General features: G+C 63.6%; 21 protein-coding genes. 8 read left to right on the top strand and 13 right to left on the bottom strand.

Features of this window, described 5'->3' with window-relative positions:
- Window positions 1-11 precede the first annotated feature (11 nt).
- From U5A89_RS08760 to U5A89_RS08750, 3 genes are all read right to left on the bottom strand, one after another.
- Window positions 12-659, bottom strand: coding sequence for a sigma-70 family RNA polymerase sigma factor (locus U5A89_RS08760; protein ID WP_338160779.1), 648 nt, complete (start codon window positions 657-659; stop codon window positions 12-14).
- 106 nt (window positions 660-765) lie between these two features.
- On the bottom strand, window positions 766-897 hold the full coding sequence (locus tag U5A89_RS08755) for a hypothetical protein (RefSeq protein ID WP_338160778.1): 132 nt from the start codon (window positions 895-897) through the stop codon (window positions 766-768).
- Window positions 898-972: 75 nt separating this feature from the next.
- The gene (locus U5A89_RS08750; protein WP_338160777.1) at window positions 973-1761 is read right to left on the bottom strand and encodes a response regulator; all 789 of its coding nucleotides are present in this window, start codon (window positions 1759-1761) and stop codon (window positions 973-975) included.
- Between the two features lie 333 nt (window positions 1762-2094).
- Between U5A89_RS08750 and U5A89_RS08745 the strand changes: the two genes are divergently transcribed.
- Window positions 2095-2292, top strand: a complete 198-nt coding sequence (locus tag U5A89_RS08745; RefSeq protein WP_338160776.1) for a NepR family anti-sigma factor — start codon at window positions 2095-2097, stop codon at window positions 2290-2292.
- 88 nt (window positions 2293-2380) lie between these two features.
- Complete coding sequence (locus tag U5A89_RS08740; RefSeq protein WP_338162989.1) at window positions 2381-3880, top strand: sensor histidine kinase; 1500 nt, start codon at window positions 2381-2383, stop codon at window positions 3878-3880.
- A gap of 16 nt (window positions 3881-3896) precedes the next feature.
- Here the strand turns inward: U5A89_RS08740 and tgt are convergent, their stop codons facing one another.
- Window positions 3897-5027 carry a tRNA guanosine(34) transglycosylase Tgt gene (gene tgt / locus U5A89_RS08735; RefSeq protein WP_338160775.1) on the bottom strand — a complete coding sequence of 377 codons (1131 nt, stop codon included), beginning with the start codon at window positions 5025-5027 and terminating at the stop codon, window positions 3897-3899.
- A 56-nt stretch (window positions 5028-5083) separates the two neighbouring features.
- The gene (locus U5A89_RS08730; protein ID WP_445190637.1) at window positions 5084-5275 is read right to left on the bottom strand and encodes a hypothetical protein; all 192 of its coding nucleotides are present in this window, start codon (window positions 5273-5275) and stop codon (window positions 5084-5086) included.
- A 306-nt stretch (window positions 5276-5581) separates the two neighbouring features.
- On the opposite strand from U5A89_RS08730, the gene U5A89_RS08725 reads away from it, so the two are divergent.
- Window positions 5582-6454, top strand: a complete 873-nt coding sequence (locus U5A89_RS08725) for a crotonase/enoyl-CoA hydratase family protein (protein ID WP_445190694.1) — start codon at window positions 5582-5584, stop codon at window positions 6452-6454.
- Window positions 6455-6476: 22 nt separating this feature from the next.
- On the opposite strand, the gene U5A89_RS08720 is transcribed toward U5A89_RS08725, so the two are convergent.
- Window positions 6477-8495, bottom strand: a complete 2019-nt coding sequence (locus tag U5A89_RS08720; protein WP_338160773.1) for a putative bifunctional diguanylate cyclase/phosphodiesterase — start codon at window positions 8493-8495, stop codon at window positions 6477-6479.
- Window positions 8496-8622: 127 nt separating this feature from the next.
- On the opposite strand from U5A89_RS08720, the gene U5A89_RS08715 reads away from it, so the two are divergent.
- Window positions 8623-9303, top strand: a complete 681-nt coding sequence (locus U5A89_RS08715; protein WP_338162987.1) for a GNAT family N-acetyltransferase — start codon at window positions 8623-8625, stop codon at window positions 9301-9303.
- A gap of 312 nt (window positions 9304-9615) precedes the next feature.
- On the opposite strand, the gene groL is transcribed toward U5A89_RS08715, so the two are convergent.
- Together groL and groES are read right to left on the bottom strand one after the other, a co-directional pair.
- On the bottom strand, window positions 9616-11265 hold the full coding sequence (gene groL, locus U5A89_RS08710; protein ID WP_338160772.1) for a chaperonin GroEL: 1650 nt from the start codon (window positions 11263-11265) through the stop codon (window positions 9616-9618).
- Window positions 11266-11315: 50 nt separating this feature from the next.
- On the bottom strand, window positions 11316-11603 hold the full coding sequence (gene groES / locus U5A89_RS08705; protein WP_338160771.1) for a co-chaperone GroES: 288 nt from the start codon (window positions 11601-11603) through the stop codon (window positions 11316-11318).
- A gap of 387 nt (window positions 11604-11990) precedes the next feature.
- On the opposite strand from groES, the gene U5A89_RS08700 reads away from it, so the two are divergent.
- Together U5A89_RS08700 and yghU are read left to right on the top strand one after the other, a co-directional pair.
- Window positions 11991-12425, top strand: a complete 435-nt coding sequence (locus tag U5A89_RS08700) for a universal stress protein (protein ID WP_338160770.1) — start codon at window positions 11991-11993, stop codon at window positions 12423-12425.
- Between the two features lie 84 nt (window positions 12426-12509).
- Window positions 12510-13379, top strand: coding sequence for a glutathione-dependent disulfide-bond oxidoreductase (gene yghU, locus U5A89_RS08695; RefSeq protein WP_338160769.1), 870 nt, complete (start codon window positions 12510-12512; stop codon window positions 13377-13379).
- Window positions 13380-13516: 137 nt separating this feature from the next.
- Here the strand turns inward: yghU and U5A89_RS08690 are convergent, their stop codons facing one another.
- Window positions 13517-14128 (bottom strand): NAD(P)-dependent oxidoreductase, encoded by a 612-nt coding sequence (locus U5A89_RS08690; protein WP_338160768.1) that lies wholly within the window; start codon window positions 14126-14128, stop codon window positions 13517-13519.
- A gap of 108 nt (window positions 14129-14236) precedes the next feature.
- On the opposite strand from U5A89_RS08690, the gene U5A89_RS08685 reads away from it, so the two are divergent.
- Together U5A89_RS08685 and chrA are read left to right on the top strand one after the other, a co-directional pair.
- Window positions 14237-14638: a winged helix-turn-helix transcriptional regulator gene (locus U5A89_RS08685; protein ID WP_338160767.1), complete on the top strand. Its 402-nt coding sequence runs from the start codon at window positions 14237-14239 to the stop codon at window positions 14636-14638.
- A gap of 143 nt (window positions 14639-14781) precedes the next feature.
- Window positions 14782-16083, top strand: coding sequence for a chromate efflux transporter (gene chrA / locus U5A89_RS08680; RefSeq protein ID WP_338160766.1), 1302 nt, complete (start codon window positions 14782-14784; stop codon window positions 16081-16083).
- A gap of 113 nt (window positions 16084-16196) precedes the next feature.
- Here the strand turns inward: chrA and ligA are convergent, their stop codons facing one another.
- The 4 genes from ligA to U5A89_RS08660 all read right to left on the bottom strand — a co-directional run bounded on the left by ligA (window position 16197) and on the right by U5A89_RS08660 (window position 22466).
- Window positions 16197-18326, bottom strand: coding sequence for an NAD-dependent DNA ligase LigA (gene ligA, locus U5A89_RS08675; RefSeq protein WP_338160765.1), 2130 nt, complete (start codon window positions 18324-18326; stop codon window positions 16197-16199).
- Between the two features lie 463 nt (window positions 18327-18789).
- A complete protein-coding gene (gene recN / locus U5A89_RS08670) occupies window positions 18790-20454 on the bottom strand; it encodes a DNA repair protein RecN (protein WP_338162986.1) in 1665 nt (554 codons plus the stop codon).
- A 148-nt stretch (window positions 20455-20602) separates the two neighbouring features.
- Window positions 20603-21391 (bottom strand): outer membrane protein assembly factor BamD, encoded by a 789-nt coding sequence (locus U5A89_RS08665; protein WP_338160764.1) that lies wholly within the window; start codon window positions 21389-21391, stop codon window positions 20603-20605.
- 55 nt (window positions 21392-21446) lie between these two features.
- Window positions 21447-22466: a sensor histidine kinase gene (locus tag U5A89_RS08660; RefSeq protein WP_338160763.1), complete on the bottom strand. Its 1020-nt coding sequence runs from the start codon at window positions 22464-22466 to the stop codon at window positions 21447-21449.
- Window positions 22467-22584: the final 118 nt, after the last annotated feature.

The raw sequence follows: 22584 nt of genomic DNA, 5'->3' as shown, positions 1-22584 counted from the left end.
TGTGCGACGGCTTATTTCTGGCTGTCGTCCACGGTCCGCCCACGGCTGAGGCGATCGACATCTTCCATGATCTCATCGAGCACGGCGGTGTCGGTCGTTTCCTGCGTGCGACGCGATGGCAGGTCGCCGCTTTCCAGGATCTGCTCCAGCGCGGCGCGACCGCGCGCCACGCGGCTCTTGATCGTGCCGACGGCGACGCCGCAAATCTCGGCGGCTTCTTCATAGGCGAAACCACCCGCGCCGACCAGGATCAGCGCTTCACGCTGGGGCTGCGGCAATTGCAGCAGCGCGCGTTGCATGTCGGACAGCTCGACATGCTTGTCCTGACCCGCCGGTGCGGCCAGGATACGGTCCGCGGTCAGATCGTCCCAATCGCCGCGGAAGCGTGAACGGCGCATCTGCGAGAGATAATGGTTGCGCAGGATGATGAAGGTCCAGGCGCGCATGTTGGTGCCCGCCTGAAAACGGTTCCGCGCAGCCCATGCCTTGAGCAGAGTTTCCTGCACCAAGTCGTCCGCCAGATCGCGGTTGCCGGACAGGGAGCGACCAAAGGCGCGCAGGTGCGGAATGACGGCTGCCAGTTCGCGCTTGAAGTCTGAATCGGAAAGCGTCGCACGCTCCTCGATCCCGTTGATCTCGCCAACGTCATCGTCGTCCATCGGACCAACCCCCGTGCTGGAAACTGCACTCGCCGCATGAACCGACGTCATCAAAGCCATATGCCTATCCGTACCCTAAACCGATCAAAGCCAAAGGCCAACTTTTCTATCGCCAGATCACCAGCAGCATGGCGATGATCGCCAAGGCCAATGAAATGCCGAGCACGTAACGCACCACATGGGGTGTGGAGCCTGCACGCGCGTCGTCCGTGGCAATATGCTCTTCATGACCGACCACAGCGCGTCTCCCGATCGTTACGCATCATTAACGCAGCGTATCGATCGGGGTTCCGTGACTTTCTGGTTCGGATCGTCAGGCTGGCGCGGTGGCTTCGTCGAAGAACAGCGCCTGCGAAATCGCCGCCTTGACCGTAGAGCGTTGAAACGGCTTGGTAATAAGGAAGGTCGGTTCGGGCCGTTCGCCGGTGAGCAGGCGTTCGGGGAAGGCGGTGATGAAGATGACCGGCACCGAAAATTCGGCCAGGATATCCTTCACCGCATCGATGCCGCTGCTGTCGTCGGCCAGTTGGATGTCGGCCAGGACCAGGCCGGGACGATCGGCAAGCGCTTCGCGCACCGCGTCTTCGGCGGTCACGGCGATTGCCGTCACGTCATGGCCGAGGTCACGCACGATGGTTTCGATGTCCATCGCGATGATCGGCTCATCCTCGATAATCAGCACCTTCGCACGGGTCTGCGCTTCGATCTCGCTCAGCGCTTCTTCCACCAGCGCTTCGACGTCGCTGCTTTCCAGATCGATCAGATAGGCGACGTCATCGACGGTGAAGCCTTCCAGCGCGGTCAGCAGCAGCGCCTGGCGCGGCAATGGCGTCAGCTGGGCCAAGCGCGCCTGGGCGATCGCTTCCCGGCCACCGCCGCTCAATGGCACATCTTCCAGATGGGTGGACGACCAGATGGCCTGGAACGTCTTGTACAGGCCCAGGCGCGGATCGACGTCGCTGGGAAATTCTTCCGGCGCGGCGACGATCGCTTCCAGCGCGGCACGTACATAAGCGTCGCCATGATTCTGGCTGCCCGTCAACGCCCGGGCATAACGCCGCAGGAACGGAAGATGGGGGTGTAGTTGCTGTCCAAGCGACATCGTAAAATCTTCTCCCTGCCCGTCGGGGCGACATTGTCCCGAAGCATGGGAACATGGTGGAAGGATGGAATGTCCCTGTCGTGATGACAACCCCCCGCCGCCCCTTCACCGCGTAAATCGACGCGATGTAAAAAATGCTTCGAGGGGCGGAACCATCAACTGGGGAATTTGTTTCGCATCCAGATGGTTTTTTAGACGATATCGTGATTTTCCCATGGATGGCACGGTTGCGCGAATTGACGTCATGGCGCAAACCCGCGAAACGGGCGGGCAGACTTGGCGAAAATTGCTTTAGAGGGGCTGATTTTGGTGTCTTCAACGACGGAGCGGGGCGTGGCCGATGATGAAAAGGATGCCGACGTCGTAACCCGGAACGCACAGGCGAAGGGCACCGCTGCCCAGCGCAAGCGCCAGCCCACCGCTGGCAAAGAAGACGCGCATGTGTCCCAGGCGCTGCGTACCGTCTATCAACGCGCCGTGGACGAGGATATTCCGTCCGAAATGCTGGATCTGCTAAGCAAGCTGGGCTGATGTCGTGACACAGGGGGGCAGCCTTCCTCCGGCAGCCCGCTCCGCTGCAGAGCCGTTGCTGCAATTTTTCCGCTCGACCGGCGTGAAGATGTTTCTCATCCTCACCCTGGCGCTTTTGCCGTTGGGGCTGATTGCGCTGGTCGCGTCGCTCCAGGCCATCCGCACTGCCGACATCGAAAAGGAAGCATTGCTGCGCGTCGCAGTGACGCAGAGCGCACGCAAGCTGACGGCCGATCTGCAGTCCGATCGCACGGCGATGGAACTGGTCGTCAATGCGATGGCCAATAATGTAGCCGATCAGGGCATGTGCAAACGGCTGGGCTTCTTCCTGACGGCGCAGGATGCCGAAGGCGGGCATTTCTACATCTATGACCGCGCCGGACAGCGGATCTGCAGTTCCAGCCAGCCCGAACCGGCCGGTATCGCGACGGCGGACCGTTTCGATCGCCCGATCGCGCAGTTGCTGCCGACCCATCTGGTCAGTCGGGTGCGCAGTGGCAACGGGCGGCTGGTCGCGCTGGCCTATTATTCCCGCGCGCATCTCGAAAGCATCGCCGATCCGGCGACGGCCCTGCAGAACCGGCAGCTAAGCCTGCGCCAGGGCGACAGGCAATTGATCGTCAGCCGTCCGGGCCATGCGATCGGCAACATCAACAGCCTGTCCGCCCGGCTCGATCCGCCCGACATATTGCTGACGATGACGGTGCGGGAGCCGCCCGCGACGCTGGCGCGGTCGCTATCGCTGTTCCTGCCGCTGGTCATGTGGTTCGCGGCCGCCGCGATCGGCTGGTTCGTGGTCAACCGCGTGCTGATCCGCCCGCTGGTGCTGTTGCGCCGGGTGGTGGCGGATTATCAGCCGGGCGAAGTACTGCAACCGATGCAGCGGGTACGCACCCCTGCGCTGGAGATCGTGGCGCTGGCCGACACGTTCCACGAAATCAGCAAGGATGTGGCGACGCACGAGGCGGAGATATCCGAGAGCCTGGAAACGCAGCGCAAATTGACGCGCGAAGTGCATCATCGGGTGAAGAACAACCTGCAGATCATCGCCAGCCTGATCAACCTCCATGCCCGGTCCGCGCATAATCCCGAAGCGGTGGAGGCCTATGCCTCTATCCAGCGGCGGGTCGATGCCTTGTCGGTGGTGCATCGCAATCATTTTGCCGAGCTGGAAGAAAATCGCGGCGTCGGCGTGCGTCCGCTGATCAGCGAATTGTCGGCCAGCCTGCGCGGCACCGCGCCAAGCGACGCGCGCCGCTTCGCCATTCAGATCGACAGTGACAATCTGCACATCAGCCAGGATGTGGCGGTGCCGATCGCCTTCCTGCTAACCGAACTGGTCGAACTGGCGATGATGCTGGCGCCGCAGGCGACGATGCAGATATCGGTGCAGCTGGAACCCGATCGCGACGATCGGGCGCGTTTGCTGGTCCGGTCACCGGGCTTGCGGGCGTCGCCCGACATGACCGGCCATCTGGACGAACGCTATGGCCGGGTGCTGACCGGCCTGTCGCGCCAGCTGCGCGCGCCGCTCGACTATGATGGCGAGACGGGCAGCTATGCGATCGTGATTACCGTCATTCCCTGACGGACTATTCCGGGCGTCAGACCCGCTGATAGTCGCGGCGGAAATCGGCGGTAAAGCGGGCCAACGTGCCCGCTGCGATATTGTCGCGCAGCCCCTGCATCAGTTCCTGATAGAAATGGATATTATGCTGGGTCATGAGCATCGCGCCCAGCATTTCGCCAGCCTTGACCAGATGGTGCAGATAGGCGCGGCTCCAGGTCGCGCACACCGGGCAGCCGCAGCGCGGGTCGATCGGTCCCTGATCCTCATTGAACTTGGCATTGCGGATGTTGAGCGGCCCGGCCCAGGTGAAGGCCTGTCCGTTGCGGCCCGACCGCGTCGGCAGCACGCAATCGAACATGTCGATTCCGCGCTCCACCGCGCCGACGATGTCGTCGGGCTTGCCCACGCCCATCAGGTAGCGCGGCTTGTCCTGCGGCAGCATGTCGGGCGCGAAATCCAGGGTGGCGAACATCGCCTCCTGCCCCTCCCCCACGGCCAGCCCCCCCACAGCATAGCCGTCGAAGCCGACCTCGATCAGCTTTTCCGCCGACACCCGGCGTAGTCCTTCGTCCAGCGACCCCTGCTGGATGCCGAACAGCGCGGCGCGTTCCGCATGGTCGCCGCCCGCGTCGAACCCGTCGCGCGATCGCTTGGCCCAGCGCATGGATCGCTCCATGGACTTTGCCGCCTCATCATGGGTGCAACCATTTTTGGTGCATTCGTCGAACGCCATGACGATGTCGCTATCCAGCAGCCGCTGGATTTCCATCGAGCGTTCCGGGGTCAGCATATGTTTGGACCCATCGATATGGCTGGAGAAGGCGACCCCCTCCTCGCTCATCTTGGTGAGCGCCGACAGGCTCATCACCTGATAGCCGCCGCTGTCGGTCAGGATCGGCCGGTCCCAGGCCATGAAGCCATGCAACCCGCCCAATCGCGCCATCCGTTCGGCACCGGGACGCAGCATCAGATGATAGGTGTTGCCCAGTATGATGTCCGCGCCGGTCGCGCGCACTTCGGCCGGGCGCATCGCCTTGACGGTCGCGGCGGTGCCCACGGGCATGAAGGCGGGCGTGCGGATATCGCCGCGACGCATCTGTATGGTGCCGGTCCGCGCCTTGCCGTCGGTGGCATGAATCGCGAAGGAAAAACGAGGCTTGGTCATGGCCGCGCTCTACGGGCGAAGCGGCGCGCGCACAAGGATGTGCCGCCGGACGGCGATCAACCGGCGTTGCGGACGCCGTCGAACAGCGCCAGCGCATCGATATGGAAGCCCTCGACCCGGCGATAGGGACCGATGAAGCGCAGGCAGTCAGCCGACAGGCGCAGCGGCCATGGCGCGCCCTGCGCATCGTGCAGGGCCAGAGTGACGCAAGGCGAGTGGCGGCGCGGATCGTTCATGCCGACCGACATAATTAATGAGGGTTAATAAAGCCCTGCTACCGCAATCATACGATCGTTCAACAAAGATGTTGTGGTTTTAGCGCCACATAAAGGGCGAAATGGCGGATTTAGGGGCGACCTTGTTGCAACAGTTGGAACGAAAAATGGTTAACGCGCTGTCAATGGATCGCCCGTTCATTGCATCCTGCTGCCCAGCCTGATCTTTTCATTCTACATAAGAAAACGGGGTCGCAGATGATTGATTCAGGACGGTTTAATTCGAAAGATCATGGGCTGGAAACGGCGTCGGACGAGCATTTTTCCGACACCGACAATATGGCTTTTGACAGCAATGCAACCGAAGAGGCGCAGGCGACCGCCCGGTCGACCATGTTCGACCTGGGCCAGATCGACGTGCATTGGGACGCCCCGATGGACACGCTCTGGGCGATGATGACGCCCAATGAACGGCCGAATTTCTCGCTGACCATGCTGCGCGACGTCAAAACCTGGTATGTCGAGGCGAAGCGGCTGTTCGATGCCGGGCAACTGCCGATCAAATATCTGGTGGCGGGATCGCGCTTTCCTGGCGTGTTCAACCTGGGCGGCGACCTGGAACTATTCGCCGGTTGCATCGAACGGGGCGACCTGCCGGGCCTGGTGGATTACGGCCATGCCTGCATCGATGTCGTCCACCGCACCTGGCGCAACGGCGACATGCCGGTGGTGTCGATCGCGCTGGCGCAGGGTGACGCGCTGGGCGGCGGGTTCGAGGCACTGCTGTGCTTCGACATCGTCATCGCCGAACGCAGCGCCCGTTTTGGCCTGCCCGAAATGCTGTTCGGCCTGTTCCCCGGCATGGGCGCCTATTCGATCCTGGCGCGCAAGCTGGGCCGGTTGACGGCCGAGCGGATGATCCTGTCAGGCAAGGTCTATACGGCGGAGGAGATGTTCGACCTGGGCATCGTCCACAAGCTGGTCGAGGATGGCGAGGGTGAAGCGGCGGTACGCGATTATATCAGCGCGTCGCGCCCGCATCATTCGGGCCATGTCGGCGTGTTCCAGGCCGGCCGCCGGGTCGATCCGCTGGAATATGACGAGTTGAAGGATATCGTAGAAAATTGGGCCGCATCGGCGCTGAAGATCGATTTGAAGGATATGCGGATGATGCGGCGGCTGGCATCCGCGCAGACGCGCCTGACGCGCTAAACCCTACTGCAGCAGCGGCGCTTCAGGCGAGGCGCCGCTGTTCGATCAGGCCGACCATGTCCTGATCGCCGACCTGCATCTGCGCCATCAGTTCCAGCAGGGCGTCGGCGGGCATCGGCTTGGCCAGCACGAAACCCTGCACGTTGGTGAAACCGACTTCGCGGGCATAGCGCAACTGTTCTTCCGTCTCGATCCCTTCCGCCACGGTTTCGACATCCAACGAATGGGCGAGGAAGGCGACCGATTGCGCGATGGCGCGGTCGCGCGGATTTTCGCCGACGCCGCGCATGAAGCTCTGGTCGACCTTGATCGTATCGAACGCATGGGTCCGCAGCGATCCGAGCGATGAATAGCCGGTGCCGAAATCGTCCAGCGCCAGCCGCAGGCCGATGCGCCGCAGTTCGGCCAGGATCAGATGGGTATGACCGTCATCTTCCAGAAAAGTCAATTCGGTAACTTCCAGTTCCAGGCGGCGTGCGCGCATCCCCGCCTTGAGCAGAGCGCCCATCACCGCGCGGGACAGTCCGTCGCTCTTGATGAGCGCGGGCGATATGTTGACGGCGACGCGCACATCGTCGTCCCAGGCCATGGCGTCCTGACAGGCGCGTTCCAACGCCCAGGTGGTGATCGGTTCGATCAGCGAACTGCTTTCCGCGATCGGAATGAATTCCGCCGGAGAAATCGGGCCAAGTTGCGGATGGGTCCAGCGCATCAGCGCTTCGCAGATGACGATCCGCCCGGTCTGCGTGTTGAAGATCGGCTGGTAATGCAGGCGCAGATCGCCATTCGCCACGGCGGAACGCAGCCCCATTTCCAGTTCGTAGATGCGGTTCTGCCGTTCCTTCATCGACCAGTTGAAGCGGCTGTGGCGGTTCCGCCCATTATGCTTGGCCTGATAGAGCGCGACGTCGGCATGTTGCAGCAATTCATCGCCGTCGCGCCCATCGGCGGGCGCCACCGCCATGCCCATAGATGCGGTCACGCTGAGCGAATAGCCGCTGACCTCGAACGGGCTGGAAAATTCGCGCATCACGTCGGACGCGACCGCTTCGGCCACGACATGATCGCCATGGGGGCAGATGATGATGAATTCGTCGCCACCGAAGCGCGCGACATGCCCCCTGCCATCGGTCGCGCTGGTGAGCCGTTCCGCCACCTGGCACAGCAACTGATCGCCCACGATATGGCCGAGCGAATCGTTGATTTCCTTGAACCGATCAAGGTCCATCCATAGGATCGCCATCGGTTCATAGTCGGACGTGCGCTGTTCGAACAAATCGTGCAGCCGCATCTGCATCGCCATGCGGTTTTCGACGCCGGTCAGGCTGTCGAAGCGGGCCAGCCGCTCGAACTTCTGCGCCAGCATCGCCTTTTCATTCTTCGCCAGCAGCGCTTCCAACACGATCCGATGAGTCGTCTTGGTGATTTCCGCCATGGCAAAGATCATCAGGAAGCACAGCACGCCCAGCACGGTATAGCCAAGGCCGCCCGCCATGATCAGGCCGACGGAGGTCGGCAGCAGCGAGAAGCAGGTCTGGCCGATGGCGACATGGACGCGCCCGGCATTGCGGCCCGAAATGCCCCCCGCATAGGAGGCCACCATGCCGATGCTCAGCACATGAAGGCTGGCCGTATTGGTCATCGTCAGCGTCGCCAGCGCGTGCAGCCCAAGCAGCGCGGCATAGGCCCAGGCGCCCAGTTCATAGGCCGCGCCCCAGATCGGGCTGGCGGGCTTATCGACATGGGCGAGTTGCCGCTGGAAATAGACGGCCGATATCGACCGGCTGATGCCCACGATCAGGATCAGGGCGGAAATGACGGTGATGGGGGTCAGTTGCGCATAATAGGCGACCACCAGCCCCAGCGATCCGCCCGACACCGCGCCGCTGAGCAGCGAGGCAGGCGAGGCGTAGAGCGCTTTGACAAGACTGTCCTTTACCTCAGCGCTTTGCTGGGTATGGGGCGAAAAGCGCCCGCGCAGATTTCCGCGCAGAAAGTGGAGCGGGCGTGACACGTCTCCAGCCTTATCGGTGATCCGCATTGCCATTTGGTAAACGGGTGATTGGCGATGCCGGTCTTGGTCTTTTCCGCCCTTGCTCCAGTATCGTCTTGGGCCATATCGTTGGACATCGCCGGAGCGTACCGGCTCAAAATTGGGGATATGTATCATCTATCCGCTCGACCATCCGATCTGGCATAGCCTGACCCATGGCTGGTCCCATCTTGCGCAAGGCGATGGCGGGGCATTGCGGATCGATCCGCGCTATGGCCCGTTCGGCGCGACGGCGGATGGCAGCGGTGGTCAGCGGCAGAAATTCGCCGCGCTTGTGCCACCCGGTGACGAGCTTTGGTTGCTTGGCCCCGACGCCCTTAGCCCGCCGCCGGGGCTGAGCGTAGCGCGCACCGCGATGCTGGCGCAAATGGTCGCGGCCGTTCTGACGCCTGCCACGATCGCGCCGCCCGACTGGGTGGTGCTGGATGAGGTCGACCATGGCGATATGCTGGAACTGGCGCTATTGACCCAGCCCGGCCCTTTCAGGTCGCATACGGCACGGCTGGGGCGTTTCATCGGGGTGCGGGACGGCGGCAGGCTGGTCGCGATGGCGGGAGAGCGGATGCGCCTGCCCGGCTTTACCGAAGTCAGCGGCGTGTGCACCCATCCCGACTGGCGCGGGCGCGGGCTGGCCGGGGCGCTGATGCGGATCGTCGCTCAGGCGATTTTGGATCGGGGCGATGTGCCCTTCCTGCACGCCTATGCCGCCCATGAGCGCACGATCGCGCTGTATCGGACGCTGGGTTTCGAAGTGCGGGCAGACGTGCCGATGATGGTCGTGAGCGCTACGGCTTAGTAGATTTCTTCGCCATCCAGTCCGGCCAGCCGTAACAGCGCCTTCGTTAACCAGCGGAACGTCGTGCGACTTGTCACCATATTGGCAGCGGTGCGTCGCCGTCTGCGGCGGGAAATAGGGGCGCGCGGAATTGGCCGTTGCGGCGGCGGCAGTGGGCAACAGCAGCGCGGTGATGATGAACAGGGGTGCCATGCGTCCTCCCGAAGAGAGAGCGCATCATGCCAAGCGGAACGGGCGCAAGAAAGCGCGGACGCAAAAAAGGGCCGGTGGATCGCTCCACCGGCCCTGATTTTTCGCGAAAAAGCGTCGGACTTAGAAGTCCATGCCGCCCATGCCGCCCATGCCGCCGGGCATGCCGCCACCCATCGGTGCCTTGTCGTCGGCCGGAAGTTCGGCGACGGTGGCTTCGGTGGTGATCAGCAGGCCGGCCACCGAAGCGGCGTTCTGCAGCGCGGTGCGAACGACCTTGGTGGGGTCGATCACGCCAGCGGTGACGAGGTTTTCATACACGTCGGTCGATGCGTTGAAGCCGAACGAGGTGTCGTCCTGGTCGAGCAGCTTGCCCGACACGACGGCGCCGTCATGACCGGCATTCTGCGCGATCTGGCGCACCAGCGAGGTCAGCGACTTGCGAACGATGTCGATGCCGCGCGTCTGGTCGTCGTTGAAGCCGGTCAGGCCAGCCAGCGCCTTGGTCGCGTACAGCAGCGCCGTACCACCACCGGGGACGATGCCTTCTTCAACAGCCGCGCGGGTTGCGTGGAGAGCGTCGTCGACGCGATCCTTGCGCTCCTTGACTTCGACTTCCGTCGCGCCGCCAACCTTGATGACGGCCACGCCGCCAGCCAGCTTGGCCAGACGTTCCTGCAGCTTTTCCTTGTCATAGTCCGAAGTCGTGACTTCGATCTGTGCGCGGATCTGCTCGGTACGGCCCTTGATCGAGTCATGGTCGCCAGCGCCATCGACGATGACGGTGTTGTCCTTGTCGATGGTGACGCGCTTGGCGGTGCCCAGCATGCCCAAGGTGACGTTTTCGAGCTTGATGCCCAGGTCTTCCGAGATCACTTCGCCCTTGGTCAGGACAGCGATATCTTCCAGCATCGCCTTGCGACGATCGCCGAAGCCAGGCGCCTTGACCGCAGCGACCTTGAGGCCACCGCGCAGCTTGTTGACGACCAGGGTCGCCAGCGCTTCGCCTTCGATATCTTCCGCGATGATGAGCAGCGGACGACCCGACTGAACCACAGCTTCGAGGATCGGCAGGATCGACTGCAGGTTCGACAGCTTCTTTTCGTGGATCAGGATATACGGATCAGCCAGCTCGACAGCCATCTTTTCCGGGTTGGTGATGAAGTAGGGCGACAGATAGCCGCGGTCGAACTGCATGCCTTCCACGACGTCCAGTTCGAAGTCGAGACCCTTGGCCTCTTCCACGGTGATGACGCCTTCCTTGCCGACCTTTTCCATGGCTTCGGCGATCTTTTCGCCGACTTCACGGTCGCCGTTGGCGGAGATGATGCCAACCTGGGCGATTTCGGCGGTGCCAGCGACAGGCTTCGAACGCGACTTGATGTCCTCGACAACCTTGATCACGGCCAGATCGATGCCGCGCTTCAGATCCATCGGGTTCATGCCAGCGGCAACCGACTTCATGCCTTCACGCACGATCGCCTGCGCCAGGACGGTCGCGGTGGTCGTGCCGTCACCGGCGATGTCGTTGGTCTTCGAGGCTACTTCGCGCACCATCTGGGCGCCCATATTCTCGAACTTGTCCTTCAGTTCGATTTCCTTGGCGACCGAAACACCGTCCTTGGTGATGCGGGGCGCGCCGAAGCTCTTGTCGATGACGACGTTGCGGCCCTTCGGCCCCAGGGTCACCTTGACCGCGTCGGCCAGGATATCGACACCGCGCGTAATGCGCTCACGGGCGTCGCGGGAAAATTTTACGTCTTTTGCAGCCATGGTCAAAAACCTTTATCTTGCAAATACAGGGTATCGGGAACGCGAAATTCTTAAGCGACGACGCCCAGAATGTCCAATTCCTTCATGATGAGCAGGTCTTCACCGTCGACCTTGACTTCGGTGCCGGACCATTTGCCGAACAGGATGCGGTCGCCAGCCTTCACGTCGAGCGGCGTGACCTTGCCGTCTTCGGCCTTGCTGCCGGTGCCGACGGAGACGATTTCGCCTTCCTGCGGCTTTTCCTTGGCGGTGTCGGGGATGATGATGCCGCCAGCGGTCTTCGCTTCCGCTTCGATGCGGCGGACGAGAACACGGTCGTGCAACGGACGAAATGCCATGTTTGAGTGCCTTTCCCTAACATTTTGGGAGGGGTCGACGCGCAAGGTGAGGAACGATCTCCCCCACAAAAGCCTGCTCGTCTGTCCGTCTCCCGATGAACTTGTCGTTGTTAGCACTCACTGATCAAGAGTGCTAGCGGCATCCATATGGAAAAATCATTCCGCGGGTCAAGGTCGGGGAGCGGAAAAATTTTCCACGCGTTTCGCCATGTCGATGGCGCGCGCCGGACATAGGCCGCCGCGATGTCATCGTCATCCGCGCCGCGATGGGTTGCGCGGATATTGCGGCTGGCCCGTCTTACATGTCCGTTCGGGAATCTTTGATGACAGCCGCGCCTGCTGCGCGCGCTGCCGGTTGTAGGGACATAAGCCAAAAAGGAGACGAGGATGCCCTACACCAACGTCATAGCCGCCGTCGATGTGAACGCTCCGGACTTGGCGCGCGCCGCGATTGCAGGTGCCGCGCAGACGGCCGGGCCGGATGGCACCGTCCATATCCTGCATGTCCGCTATTATCTGCCGACCCGCTATTCCGAATTGCTGGTGATCGATTTCGACGAGCAGGAGGAGCAGGATGCGCTGTCGCATATGCAGGCCTGGGCGATCGAGGCGGGACTGGACCCGGACCGCACGCAGATATTCACCCGGCGCGGACGCGTGCGGGACGAGGTGATTACCGAAGCGGAGCAGCGCAAGGCCGACCTGATCGTCATCGGATCGCACCAGCCCTCCCTCTCCTCCCGCTTGCTCGGCTCCAATGCGTCGGCGATCGTGCATCAGTCGCCGGTCAGTGTGCTCGTGGTGCGGACTGATGCGAAATAATCATCGGTCGTTGAGCGAGGCTTGGTTGCGGGCCGCCGTGCCGCTTCCTACCTGCGGCAGGATTTCGCATGATGGAGCCAGCGCATGACCGACAGCTATACCCCGCCCAAAGTCTGGACCTGGGACAAGGAAAATGGCGGCCCGTTCGCCAGCATCAACCGGCCGATCGCAGGCGCGACGCATGACAAGACGCTGCCGGTCGGCGAGCATCCGCTGCAGCTTTATTCGCTCGCCACGCCCAATGGGCAGAAGGTGACGATCCTGTTGGAGGAATTGCTGGAAGCGGGCGTGACCGGAGCGGACTATGACGCCTGGCTGATCAAGATTGGTGACGGCGATCAGTTCGGCAGCGATTTCGTCGCCATCAATCCCAACAGCAAAATCCCCGCGTTGCTGGACCATAGCGTCTCCCCGCCGCAGCGGGTGTTCGAATCCGGGTCGATCCTGCTCTATCTGGCCGAAAAATTCGGCAAGTTCCTGCCGACCGACCCGGCAGGCCGGACCGAGACGCTGAACTGGCTGTTCTGGCAGATGGGCGCCGGGCCGTTGCTGGGCGGCGGCTTCGGCCATTTCTATGCCTATGCGCCGGAGAAATACGAATATCCGATCAACCGCTATACGATGGAAGTGAAGCGGCAGTTGGACCTGCTCGACCGGCGGCTGGCGGATCATGAATTTATCGCGGGCGCGGACTATACGATCGCGGATATCGCGATCTGGCCCTGGTATGGCGGCATCGTGCTGGGCCGGGCCTATGAGGCGGCGGAATTTCTGGACGCGGCGAGCTATACCAATGTCGTGCGTTGGGCCAAGGCCATCGACGCGCGGCCTGCGGTCAAGCGCGGGCGGATCGTCAACAAGGTGAACGGGCCGTTGGAAGAGCAGCTGCACGAGCGCCACGACGCAGGCGATTTCGCGACCAAGACGCAGGATAAGGTTGAGGGGGCGGCGTAAGACACCTCGCACGTTCTACACCCAACGTCATCCCGGGCTTGACCCGGGATCCCGCTTTTTTCCTACAAGGCGTGAAAAGTAGCGGGACCCCGGCTCAAGGCCGGGGTGACGACGCCGGGTGATTGCCCGTTTAGGCCTCAATACCCCACCGTAAACCGCGCGCGGCTATGCTGCGGCGTCTCGATCTCGTCGACCAGCGCGATGGCATAGTCGGCGTAGGAAATGCTGCTGTTGCCATCGGTATCGACCAGCAGTTCGTCCTTGCCCAGGCGGAAGCTGCCCTTTCGGTCGCCGACGAAGAAATAGGCCGACGGCGAGAGGAAGGTCCAATCGATGTCGTCCACGCCGCGCAGATAGTCGAGGAATGCTGCGCCCCTGGTCGCTTCGGCCTTATAGGCGTCGGGGAAATCCGGGGTGGTGAGGAGCGGCACGCCGGGCGCGACTTCCAGGCTGGCCGCGCCGCCGACCACCAGATAGCGCGGCACGCCGGACTCGCGCACCACGCCGACCAATGCGGCCGGATCGGTGTCGGAGAACATCACCGCGCTTACCACCACATCATGGCCGCTGATCGCCTCGATCAGCGCATCGGGATGCCCGACATCCCCGGCGACCGCCGTGACGCCATCAGTATCGACCGCATTTTCGGGATGGCGGGATATCGCCGTAACCTGATGCCCGCGCCGCGCCAGTTCCGCGCTGATTTCCCTGCCCGCGCGGCCGGTGCCGCCGATGATCGCTACCTTCATATGTCGTCTCCATAGGTGGTTACTGATGGAAACCAGATAGCGATTGCGATATCATGCCGACAAGAAGGCACTTTGCCATCACCTGGTTACGCCAAGGATACCATAGCTATGACCGCCGCCCTGCCCCTTCGTGTCGGTGACGCCTATAATCCCGATTGCCCGACCCGCCATGTGCTCGACCGGATCGGCGACAAATGGGCGGTGCTGGTGATGCTCTGCCTCAAGGATGGCCCGGTGCGGTTCAACGACCTGCGCCGTCGGATCGGCGCGATTTCGCAGAAGATGCTGTCGCAGACGTTGAAAAGCCTGGAGCGCGACGGCCTGGTCAGCCGCGCCGCCTTCCCCACCGTGCCGGTCACGGTGGAATATCGGCTGACCCCGCTTGCCGACGGACTGATCGGCATATTGGACCAGATCACCGGTTGGGCCGAAACCCATGTCGGCGACATCATGACGGCCCGGCGCGCCCATGATCGCGCGCAGGACGGGGCCGATGCGCTGGCCGCGTAAATCCGCTTGATCGTCGCGCGCCACCACCGCATAAGCGGCGCACGGGGTAAGGCAATCTCCCGTTCAGGCGTTCCCCGCCCAAGCATTGCGGCTGTATCGGGCCTTGGACGCGCGTCGTTGCGTCCGGCCCATGGGGGACGTGCATGTTTCAACCGGATTTATCGACATTGTTGCGGGTTTTCGCGCGGATCGGGCTGATCAGCTTTGGCGGGCCTGCGGGGCAGATCGCGCTGATGCATCGCGAACTGGTGGAAGAGCGGGAATGGGTGGAGGAAGGCGCGTTCCTGCGCGCACTCAATGTCTGCCACCTGCTGCCGGGACCGGAGGCGCAGCAACTGGCGACATGGATCGGCTGGCGGATGCATGGCACGGTCGGTGGCCTTGCGTCCGGCCTGTTGTTCGTGCTGCCGGGCGCGGCGATCATGCTGGGGCTGTCGATGCTCTATGCCTTTGCCGCCGATTTGAAGCCCGTGGCGGCGCTATTCCTGGGGATCAAGGCGGCGGTGTTGGCGATCGTGGTGCAAGCGCTGATCCGCATTGCGCGGCGCGCGCTGGACAGCGGGTTCAAGCGGGCGCTCGCCTTTGCCGCCTTCCTGGCGCTGTTCCTGTTCAACCTGCCCTTTCCGCTGGTGGTGCTGGGATCGGCGGCGATCGGTTTCGTGCTGGCGCGGGTGCGGCCCGACTGGCTGCACGCCCATGGCAAAGCCGCAGGCGATGCGCCGGTCGGACCACTCCCCTGGGCGCAGACGCTGCGGTCGGTGCTGATCTGGATCGCCATTTGGGCCGCGCCGATGCTGGCGGTGCTGGTGACGCTCGGCCCGGATCATATACTGTGGAAGATCGGCGTCTTCTTCTCGCAGCTGGCGGTGGTGACGTTCGGCGGCGCTTATGCCGTGCTGGCCTATATGGCGCAGGAGGCGGTGCAATCGATGCACTGGCTGTCGGCGGGCGAGATGACCGATGGGCTGGGCTTGGCCGAAACGACGCCCGGGCCGCTGATTTTGGTGACGCAGTTCGTCGGCTTCCTGGGCGCGTTTCGCGCGCCTGCGCCCTTCACGCCGCTGGTCGCGGGGATGCTCGGCGCGCTACTGACGACATGGGTGACCTTCGCGCCCTGCTTCCTGTGGATTTTCAGCGTCGCGCCATGGATGGAGCGGCTGGAGCGCGCGCCGCGCCTGCAAGGCGCGCTGGCGGCGCTGACCGCGGCGATCGTCGGAGTGATCGGCAATCTGACGCTGTGGTTCGCACTGCATGTGCTGTTCCTGCGCGGCGCGCGCGTAACGGCGGGACCGATCAGCCTGTGGTGGCCGGACTGGACGAGTATGGACTGGCGGATTGCGGTGATCGGCTTAGGCGCGGCCCTGCTGATCTTTGTCGCCAAGCGCGGCGTGATGACCGTGCTGGCAATCTGTGCGGCGGCGGGGTTGGTGGTGAGCGGGTTGTAACATAGTGACTGTTCCCCGGCGAAGGCCGGGGCCCAGCTGTGAGAGCTGAACTGGACCCCGGCCTTCGCCGGGGAACCCAGATAGTCGTGATGCTTCCCGATCAACCCGATCTGCTATGCCCCCGCCGCCTTCACGATCTCCGCCCATTCCTCCTCGGTGATCACCTTGATCTCCAGCGCCGCGGCCTGCTTCAGCTTGCTGCCCGCGCCCGGCCCGGCGACGACCAAGTCGGTCTTGGCGCTGACCGATCCCGCCGCCTTCGCGCCCAACCGTTCGGCCTGCGCCTTCGCCTCGTCACGGCTCATGGTTTCCAGCTTGCCGGTGAAGACAATAGTCTTGCCGGTGACGGCGCTGGCGGTCGTTTCCACGACATAAGGTGGAGGGTTGACCTCGCCCTTCTTCTCTGAATTGCCAAGCAAGTCTTCCCAAACGGTAATGTTGTGCGGTTCATGAAAGAAGTGGCCGAGGGAACTGACGACTACCGGTCCCACCCCGTCAATCGCGTGCAGGTCAAATGATGCCTCGAAAATCGCATTAGTGGCGTCTTGAGGGTCTGCTTCTTTTGTCGCAGTTTCCACTACCTCGCGAAGTTTAGGTAATGTCTGAAAACGTTTGAGCAGGTCGCGCGCCGTCACCGCGCCGACATGGCGGATGCCGAGGCCGAAGAGTAGCCGCGCGGCATCGGGCGTCCGCTTCGCCTCGATCGCATCCAACAGCTTCTTGACCGACGTCTCTTTCCAGCCTTCGCGCTCCAACAGCGCCGGACGATGCTTTTTCAGGCGGAAGATATCAGCGGGTTCGGCGATCCAGCCAAGCTCGATAAATTCCTGGATCGATTTTTCGCCAAGCCCCTCGATATCCAGCGCCACGCGGCTGACGAAATGACGCAACCGCTCGAACCGCTGCGCCGGGCAGATCAGGCCGCCGGTGCAGCGATAATCGACCTCCTCCTCTTCGCGCACGGCCTCGGAACCGCAGACGGGGCAACGGGTCGGGAACGGGAAAGGCGCGCGCACCGCGTCGCGGGTGAGATTCTCGACCACCTGCGGGATGACGTCGCCCGCGCGCTGGACGACGATGCGGTCGCCGGGGCGGACGCCCAGCCGTTCGATCTCGTCGGCATTGTGCAGCGTCACGTTGGATACCACTACGCCGCCCACCGTGACGGGGGTCAGGCGGCCGACCGGGGTCAGCTTGCCGGTGCGGCCGACCTGGATGTCGATGGCTTCGAGAGTCGTTTGCGCGCGTTCGGCGGGGAATTTATGGGCGATGGCCCAGCGCGGCGCCTTGGCGACGAAGCCCAGCCGCTGCTGCCAGTCAAGCCGATCAACCTTGTACACCACGCCGTCGATATCGAAGGGGAGTTCCGCGCGCGCCGCTTCGATGCCGCGATAATGGGCGATGAGGGCGTCGAGACTGTCGACGCAGGCCAGCATGTCGGACACCGGCAAGCCCCAGGACGCGATCGCCTGCATCACGCCCAGTTGCGTGTCGGCGGGGACGGCGCTGTGCGCGCCCCAGCCATGGGCGAGGAAGCGCAGCGGGCGGCTGGCGGTGACGGCGGCGTCCTTCTGACGCAGCGATCCGGCAGCGGCATTGCGCGGATTGGCGAACTGGCGGGCTTTTTCCGGGTCTTCGACTTCGGCGAGCAGGCGCTGGTTGAGCGCGACGAAGTCGCCCTTGGCCATATAGACTTCGCCGCGGACTTCGAACAGATCAGGGATGTTCGGGCTGACCAGATGCTGGGGAATGTCGGCGATCGTACGGACGTTGGCGGTGACATCCTCCCCCGTTGTGCCGTCGCCGCGGGTCGCGGCCAGCTTGAGTTCTCCCTTCTCGTACCGCAGCGAGCAAGACAGGCCGTCGATCTTGGGTTCGGCGGTCAGCGCCAGCGGTGCGTCTTCGGGGAGTGCGAGAAAGCGGCGGATGCGGGTAAGGAATTCCCCGATATCCGCGTCGGAAAAGCCGTTGTCCAGGCTCATCATGCGGACGGCGTGGGGGATTTTCTTCAGCGCCGACGTCGCGGCCGCCCCGACCTGCGCGTTGGGTGAATCGGCACGAATGAGTTGCGGGAAGGCAGCCTCCAGCGCGTTGTTCTCGGCGATCAGCGCGTCATAATCCGCATCGCTAATCTCCGGCGCGTCCTGGTCATGATAGAGGCGGTTATGCTTAGCCACCTCGCGGGCCAGGCGCATCAGGCGGTTGGCGGCTTCGGCTTGCGTGAGGCTGGCGGGGTCGATCATGGGGATGCTTTAGCGTCTGTCTTGCATCAGCGAAAGCAAGCGCTTCTCGCCTTTGATTGTTCACGCGGAGGCGCGGAGACGCGGAGGATGTTGGCGGAGGGGTAGTGCGGAGGCCGTCGAAGGTCGCTGCCCGGCATCATTTAAGGGGCCGGAGGCCGCTAAAAATCTCTGCGTCTTCGCGTCTCCGCGTGAACACATGGCACTGCACACCCCCACCGGCACGGTTTCGACGTGCTGGAAGAAACCGGTAATGATCGGGCAGGCCTCCGCGATGGCGGCGTTAAGGCCTACCATGTCTCGACGGTTATGGGTCATTGCCATGTCCTCCTATCATACCGTCCGTGTTCCGCGCAGGCGGGAACCCAGTTCAGAGGGCGGGACTGGGTTCCCGCCTGTGCGGGAACACAAAGGCTAGACCCGCGCTATTCGATCCTAACCCGCCTTCGCCGGGGAACAGTCCGTTCTACACCCGCTCCAACAACCGCTCCGCTTGCGCCCGCGCCTCCGCCGTGATCTCCGCGCCCGACAGCATCCGTGCAATCTCCTCGCGCCGCTCCGCATCATCCAGCGCATGGACGCCCGTGCGCGTGACCGTGCCGTCGCTGGATTTCGCGATCAGCATATGACCCGCGCCCCGCGCCGCGACCTGTGGACTATGGGTCACGACCAATATCTGGTTGCTCTGCGCCAGCCGCGACAGGCGTTCGCCGATCGCGTCGGCTACCGCGCCGCCCACGCCCCGGTCGATCTCGTCGAAAATCAGCGTGTCCGCCCCGCCCCGTTCCGCCAGCGCGACCTTCAGCGCCAAGATGAAGCGCGACAATTCGCCGCCCGATGCGATTTTCGCCAGTGGGGCGAAGGGCGCGCCGGGATTGGTCGAGATTTCAAACTCGACCCGGTCCATGCCCTGCGGACTCCACTGGCCCTCGTCCAGCTGCGCAACCACGGTGCGGAAACGGGCGGCGTCGAGTTTCAGGGGCGCCAGTTCGCCCGCCACCGCAGCATCGAGACGACCGGCGGCGAGTTGCCGTTCGGCCGACAGCGCCTGTGCGGCGGCGCGATAGGCGTCGGCCTTCGTCGCGACATCGGCCTCCAGCTTGGCGAGATGCTCCTCCCCGCCCTCGATCGCGGCCAATTTGGCGGCCATGTCGTCGTGCAGAGCGGCCAGGTCATCGGGCTGGACATGATGTTTGCGGGCCAGGCCGCGCAGATCGAACAAGCGGGTTTCGACCCGGTCCAAGCGCGCGGGGTCGAAGCTCAGGGCGTCGGCGGCTTCGGCCAGCCGATCCTCCGCCTCGCTCGCTTCCGCCACGGCGCGATCCAGCGCGTCGAGCACGGCGGCGAGCAGCGGTTCTTCCGACGCGATGCGATCGAGCCGACGCGCGGCCTGCCGCAACTGGGCGAGACCGCCGTCCGATCCGGTCAGGCAATCGCCCACGGCGGACAGGTCATCGGTCAGGCGCGCGCCCTTCTGCATGGTCGCGCGCTCTTCGGCGAGCGCCGCTTCCTCGCCCGGTTCAGGCGCGAATTTGCGCAGTTCCTCGACCGCGTGAGTCAGATAATCGCGGTCGCGTGCAGCATTGTCCACGCTGGTGCGCGCCTCCGCCAAAGCGGTCGCTGCCGTGCGCCAGGCGGCATGGGCGGCGGCGACCGCGCCTGCTTCGCAGCGGCCATAGCTGTCGAGCAAAGCCCGATGCCCGCGCGGGTTGAGCAGACCGCGATCGTCATGCTGGCCGTGGATTTCGACCAGCGATCCGCCGATATCGCGCAGTAGCGCGGCCGAACAGGGCTGGTCGTTGACGAAGGCGCGACTGCCGCCGTCCGCCTTCACCAGGCGGCGGATCAGCAGCGGTTCGCCCGGTTCGATATCGATGCCGTTGTCCGCCAGCAGCAGCGCGACGCGGGTGGCGGCAGCGGGCGGTTCGAAGCTGGCGACGACGCTGGCCTGCGTCTCCCCATTGCGCACCAGGCCGCTATCGGCGCGCGCGCCCAGCGCCAGTCCCAGCGAATTGAGCAGGATCGATTTGCCCGCGCCCGTTTCGCCCGTCAGCACCGACAGGCCCGCGCCGAACTCCAGGTCCAGCGCTTCGATCAGCACGACGTTGCGGATGGCGAGCGAGGTTAGCAGCGCAATTACTCCCCCTCCCTTTCAAGGGAGGGGTCAGGGGGTGGGTGCGCCGCGCCAGCGGCGCCTGCAACGGTGAGGTCTGACGCGCCCTCTGCGGGGTCGCGACCCACCCCTAGCCCCTCTCTTGAAAGGGAGGGGCTAAAATCTATTAAGCCTTGCCGCCATGCTGCTGCATCAACTTGTAGCTGCGCGCATACCATTCGCTGCCAGGATAGTTGGCGCCCAGGACGGCGGCGGCCTTTTGCGCTTCGGCGGGGATGCCGAGCGAGAGATAGGATTCGACCAGCCGCTCCAGCGCTTCGGGCGTGTGCGTCGTGGTCTGATATTTATCGACCACCGAACGGAAGCGCAGCGTGGCGGCGAGCCACTGGCCGCGCCGCTGGTAGAAGCGGCCGACTTCCATTTCCTTGCCGGCCAGATGATCGTTGACCAGATCGACCTTCAACCGCGAGTTGGCGGCGTAGCGCGTGTCGGGATAACGGCGGATCAGCTCGCCCAGCGAATCCAGCGCCTGCTGCGTGATCTTCTGGTCGCGGGTGACGTCGGCAATCTGCTCATAATAGCACAGCGCGATCAGATAATAGGCGTAGGGCGCGTCCTTGTTGCCAGTATGGATCGACAGGAAACGCTGCGCCGCGGCGATCGCTTCGTTGTAGTCGGTGTTCATATAATAGCTGAACGCCGACATAAGCTGCGCCCGGCGCGCCCAGGGCGAATAGGGATGCTGACGCTCGACTTCGTCAAACAGTGCGGCGGCGAGCTTATACTGGCCGCGGTCCAGCCGGTCCTTACCACTATTATACAGGGTCGATACGTCGCGGGCGACATATTGGGTATCGGCCTTGTTCTTAGACGTCGAACAGCCTGTCAGGACAAGCGAAGCGGTCAGGACCAGGGCGGTGGCCGCGCCGATGCGCGTCGTGGTTTTCGTCAGCATGGAGCGGGTCATAGCCGAGCGACGCGCCGCCGCCAAGCGGCAGAATGCGCGTCTTTCAACAGCCTGCCCGGACAGGCAGATCCAGCCGGGCGATCGCGCCCCCCTGCCCCCCTGGCAGCAGCGCGAAACGGCCGCCCAACTGGGCCGCAAGCGCATGGGCGATGCGCAGGCCCAGCGATCCATTCTTGTCCGCGCCGCCATCCGCCGGGATGCCCTGCCCGTCGTCGGCGACCAGCAAAGCCAGCGCTCCGTTCGCCGATTCCAATGTCACGCCGATATGCCCGGCGCGGTCGGGCAGGCCATGTTCGATCGCATTGCTGACCGATTCCGCCACCACCAGCGCCAGCGGCACCGTGATATTGGGGTCCAGCCGCAAATCGGCCGGCGCGACCACGGTCAGGGCGATATCCTGACGCCCGCTGGCGTCCACGATGTCGGCGGTCAGCGTCGTCAGGAAGCTGCGCATGTCCTGTCCTACGCCCGACGGATCGTAAAGCGCGCGACTGATGCGGCCGACCAGCGCCAGTCGCGCCGATGCGTCGTCCAGCGCCCGGCGCGCGACGTCATGATCGACATGACGCCGCTGGAGCGAGAGCATCGCGGCGACGACCTGCAGATTGTTGGACACGCGATGCTGGAGTTCGTGGAACAGCAGTTCGCGATTTTCCGCCAGCGCAGCGCTGCGCTCCCGCTCTATCGCGAGGTTGAAATTCGCGCGCTGCATGAAATGGATGAGCGCGATGTCCACCACGACCACGCCGGTATAGAATAGCATCGCCACCGCCACCGCGGGATTGAGCGTGAAGCTGCCATAGGGCGGGATGAAGACATACCAGGACAGGATCGCGCACAAAACGCCCGCGAAGATGCCGGGCCGCACGCCGAACAGGAAGGATGACAGGATGACCGCGGGGAAGAAAGTGACGAAGGGATAGCCCGTCGGCAGCAAAGGCTCCGCCGCATAACGCAACAGCAGGGCGGATGCGCAAAAGACAATGGTCAGGATATAGGCATAGACCGGCCGGTCGAGGACGAGCGGCAGGCGTTCGACAAAGCGGTAATTCCTCCGTTGCATGACGATCCCCAAATGCCCGTTGTTACAGTATCAGAACTTTCACGACGCGCATTGATCGAAATCAGCTTAATGGATTGCAGATACGAAAACGGGGCGCCCGGCGGACCGGACACCCCGT

Source organism: Sphingobium sp. HWE2-09 (genome assembly GCF_035989265.1).
Lineage (GTDB): Bacteria > Pseudomonadota > Alphaproteobacteria > Sphingomonadales > Sphingomonadaceae > Sphingobium.
The sequence above is the reverse complement of the archived record's forward strand: the minus strand, read 5'-3'. Positions and strand labels throughout refer to the sequence as shown.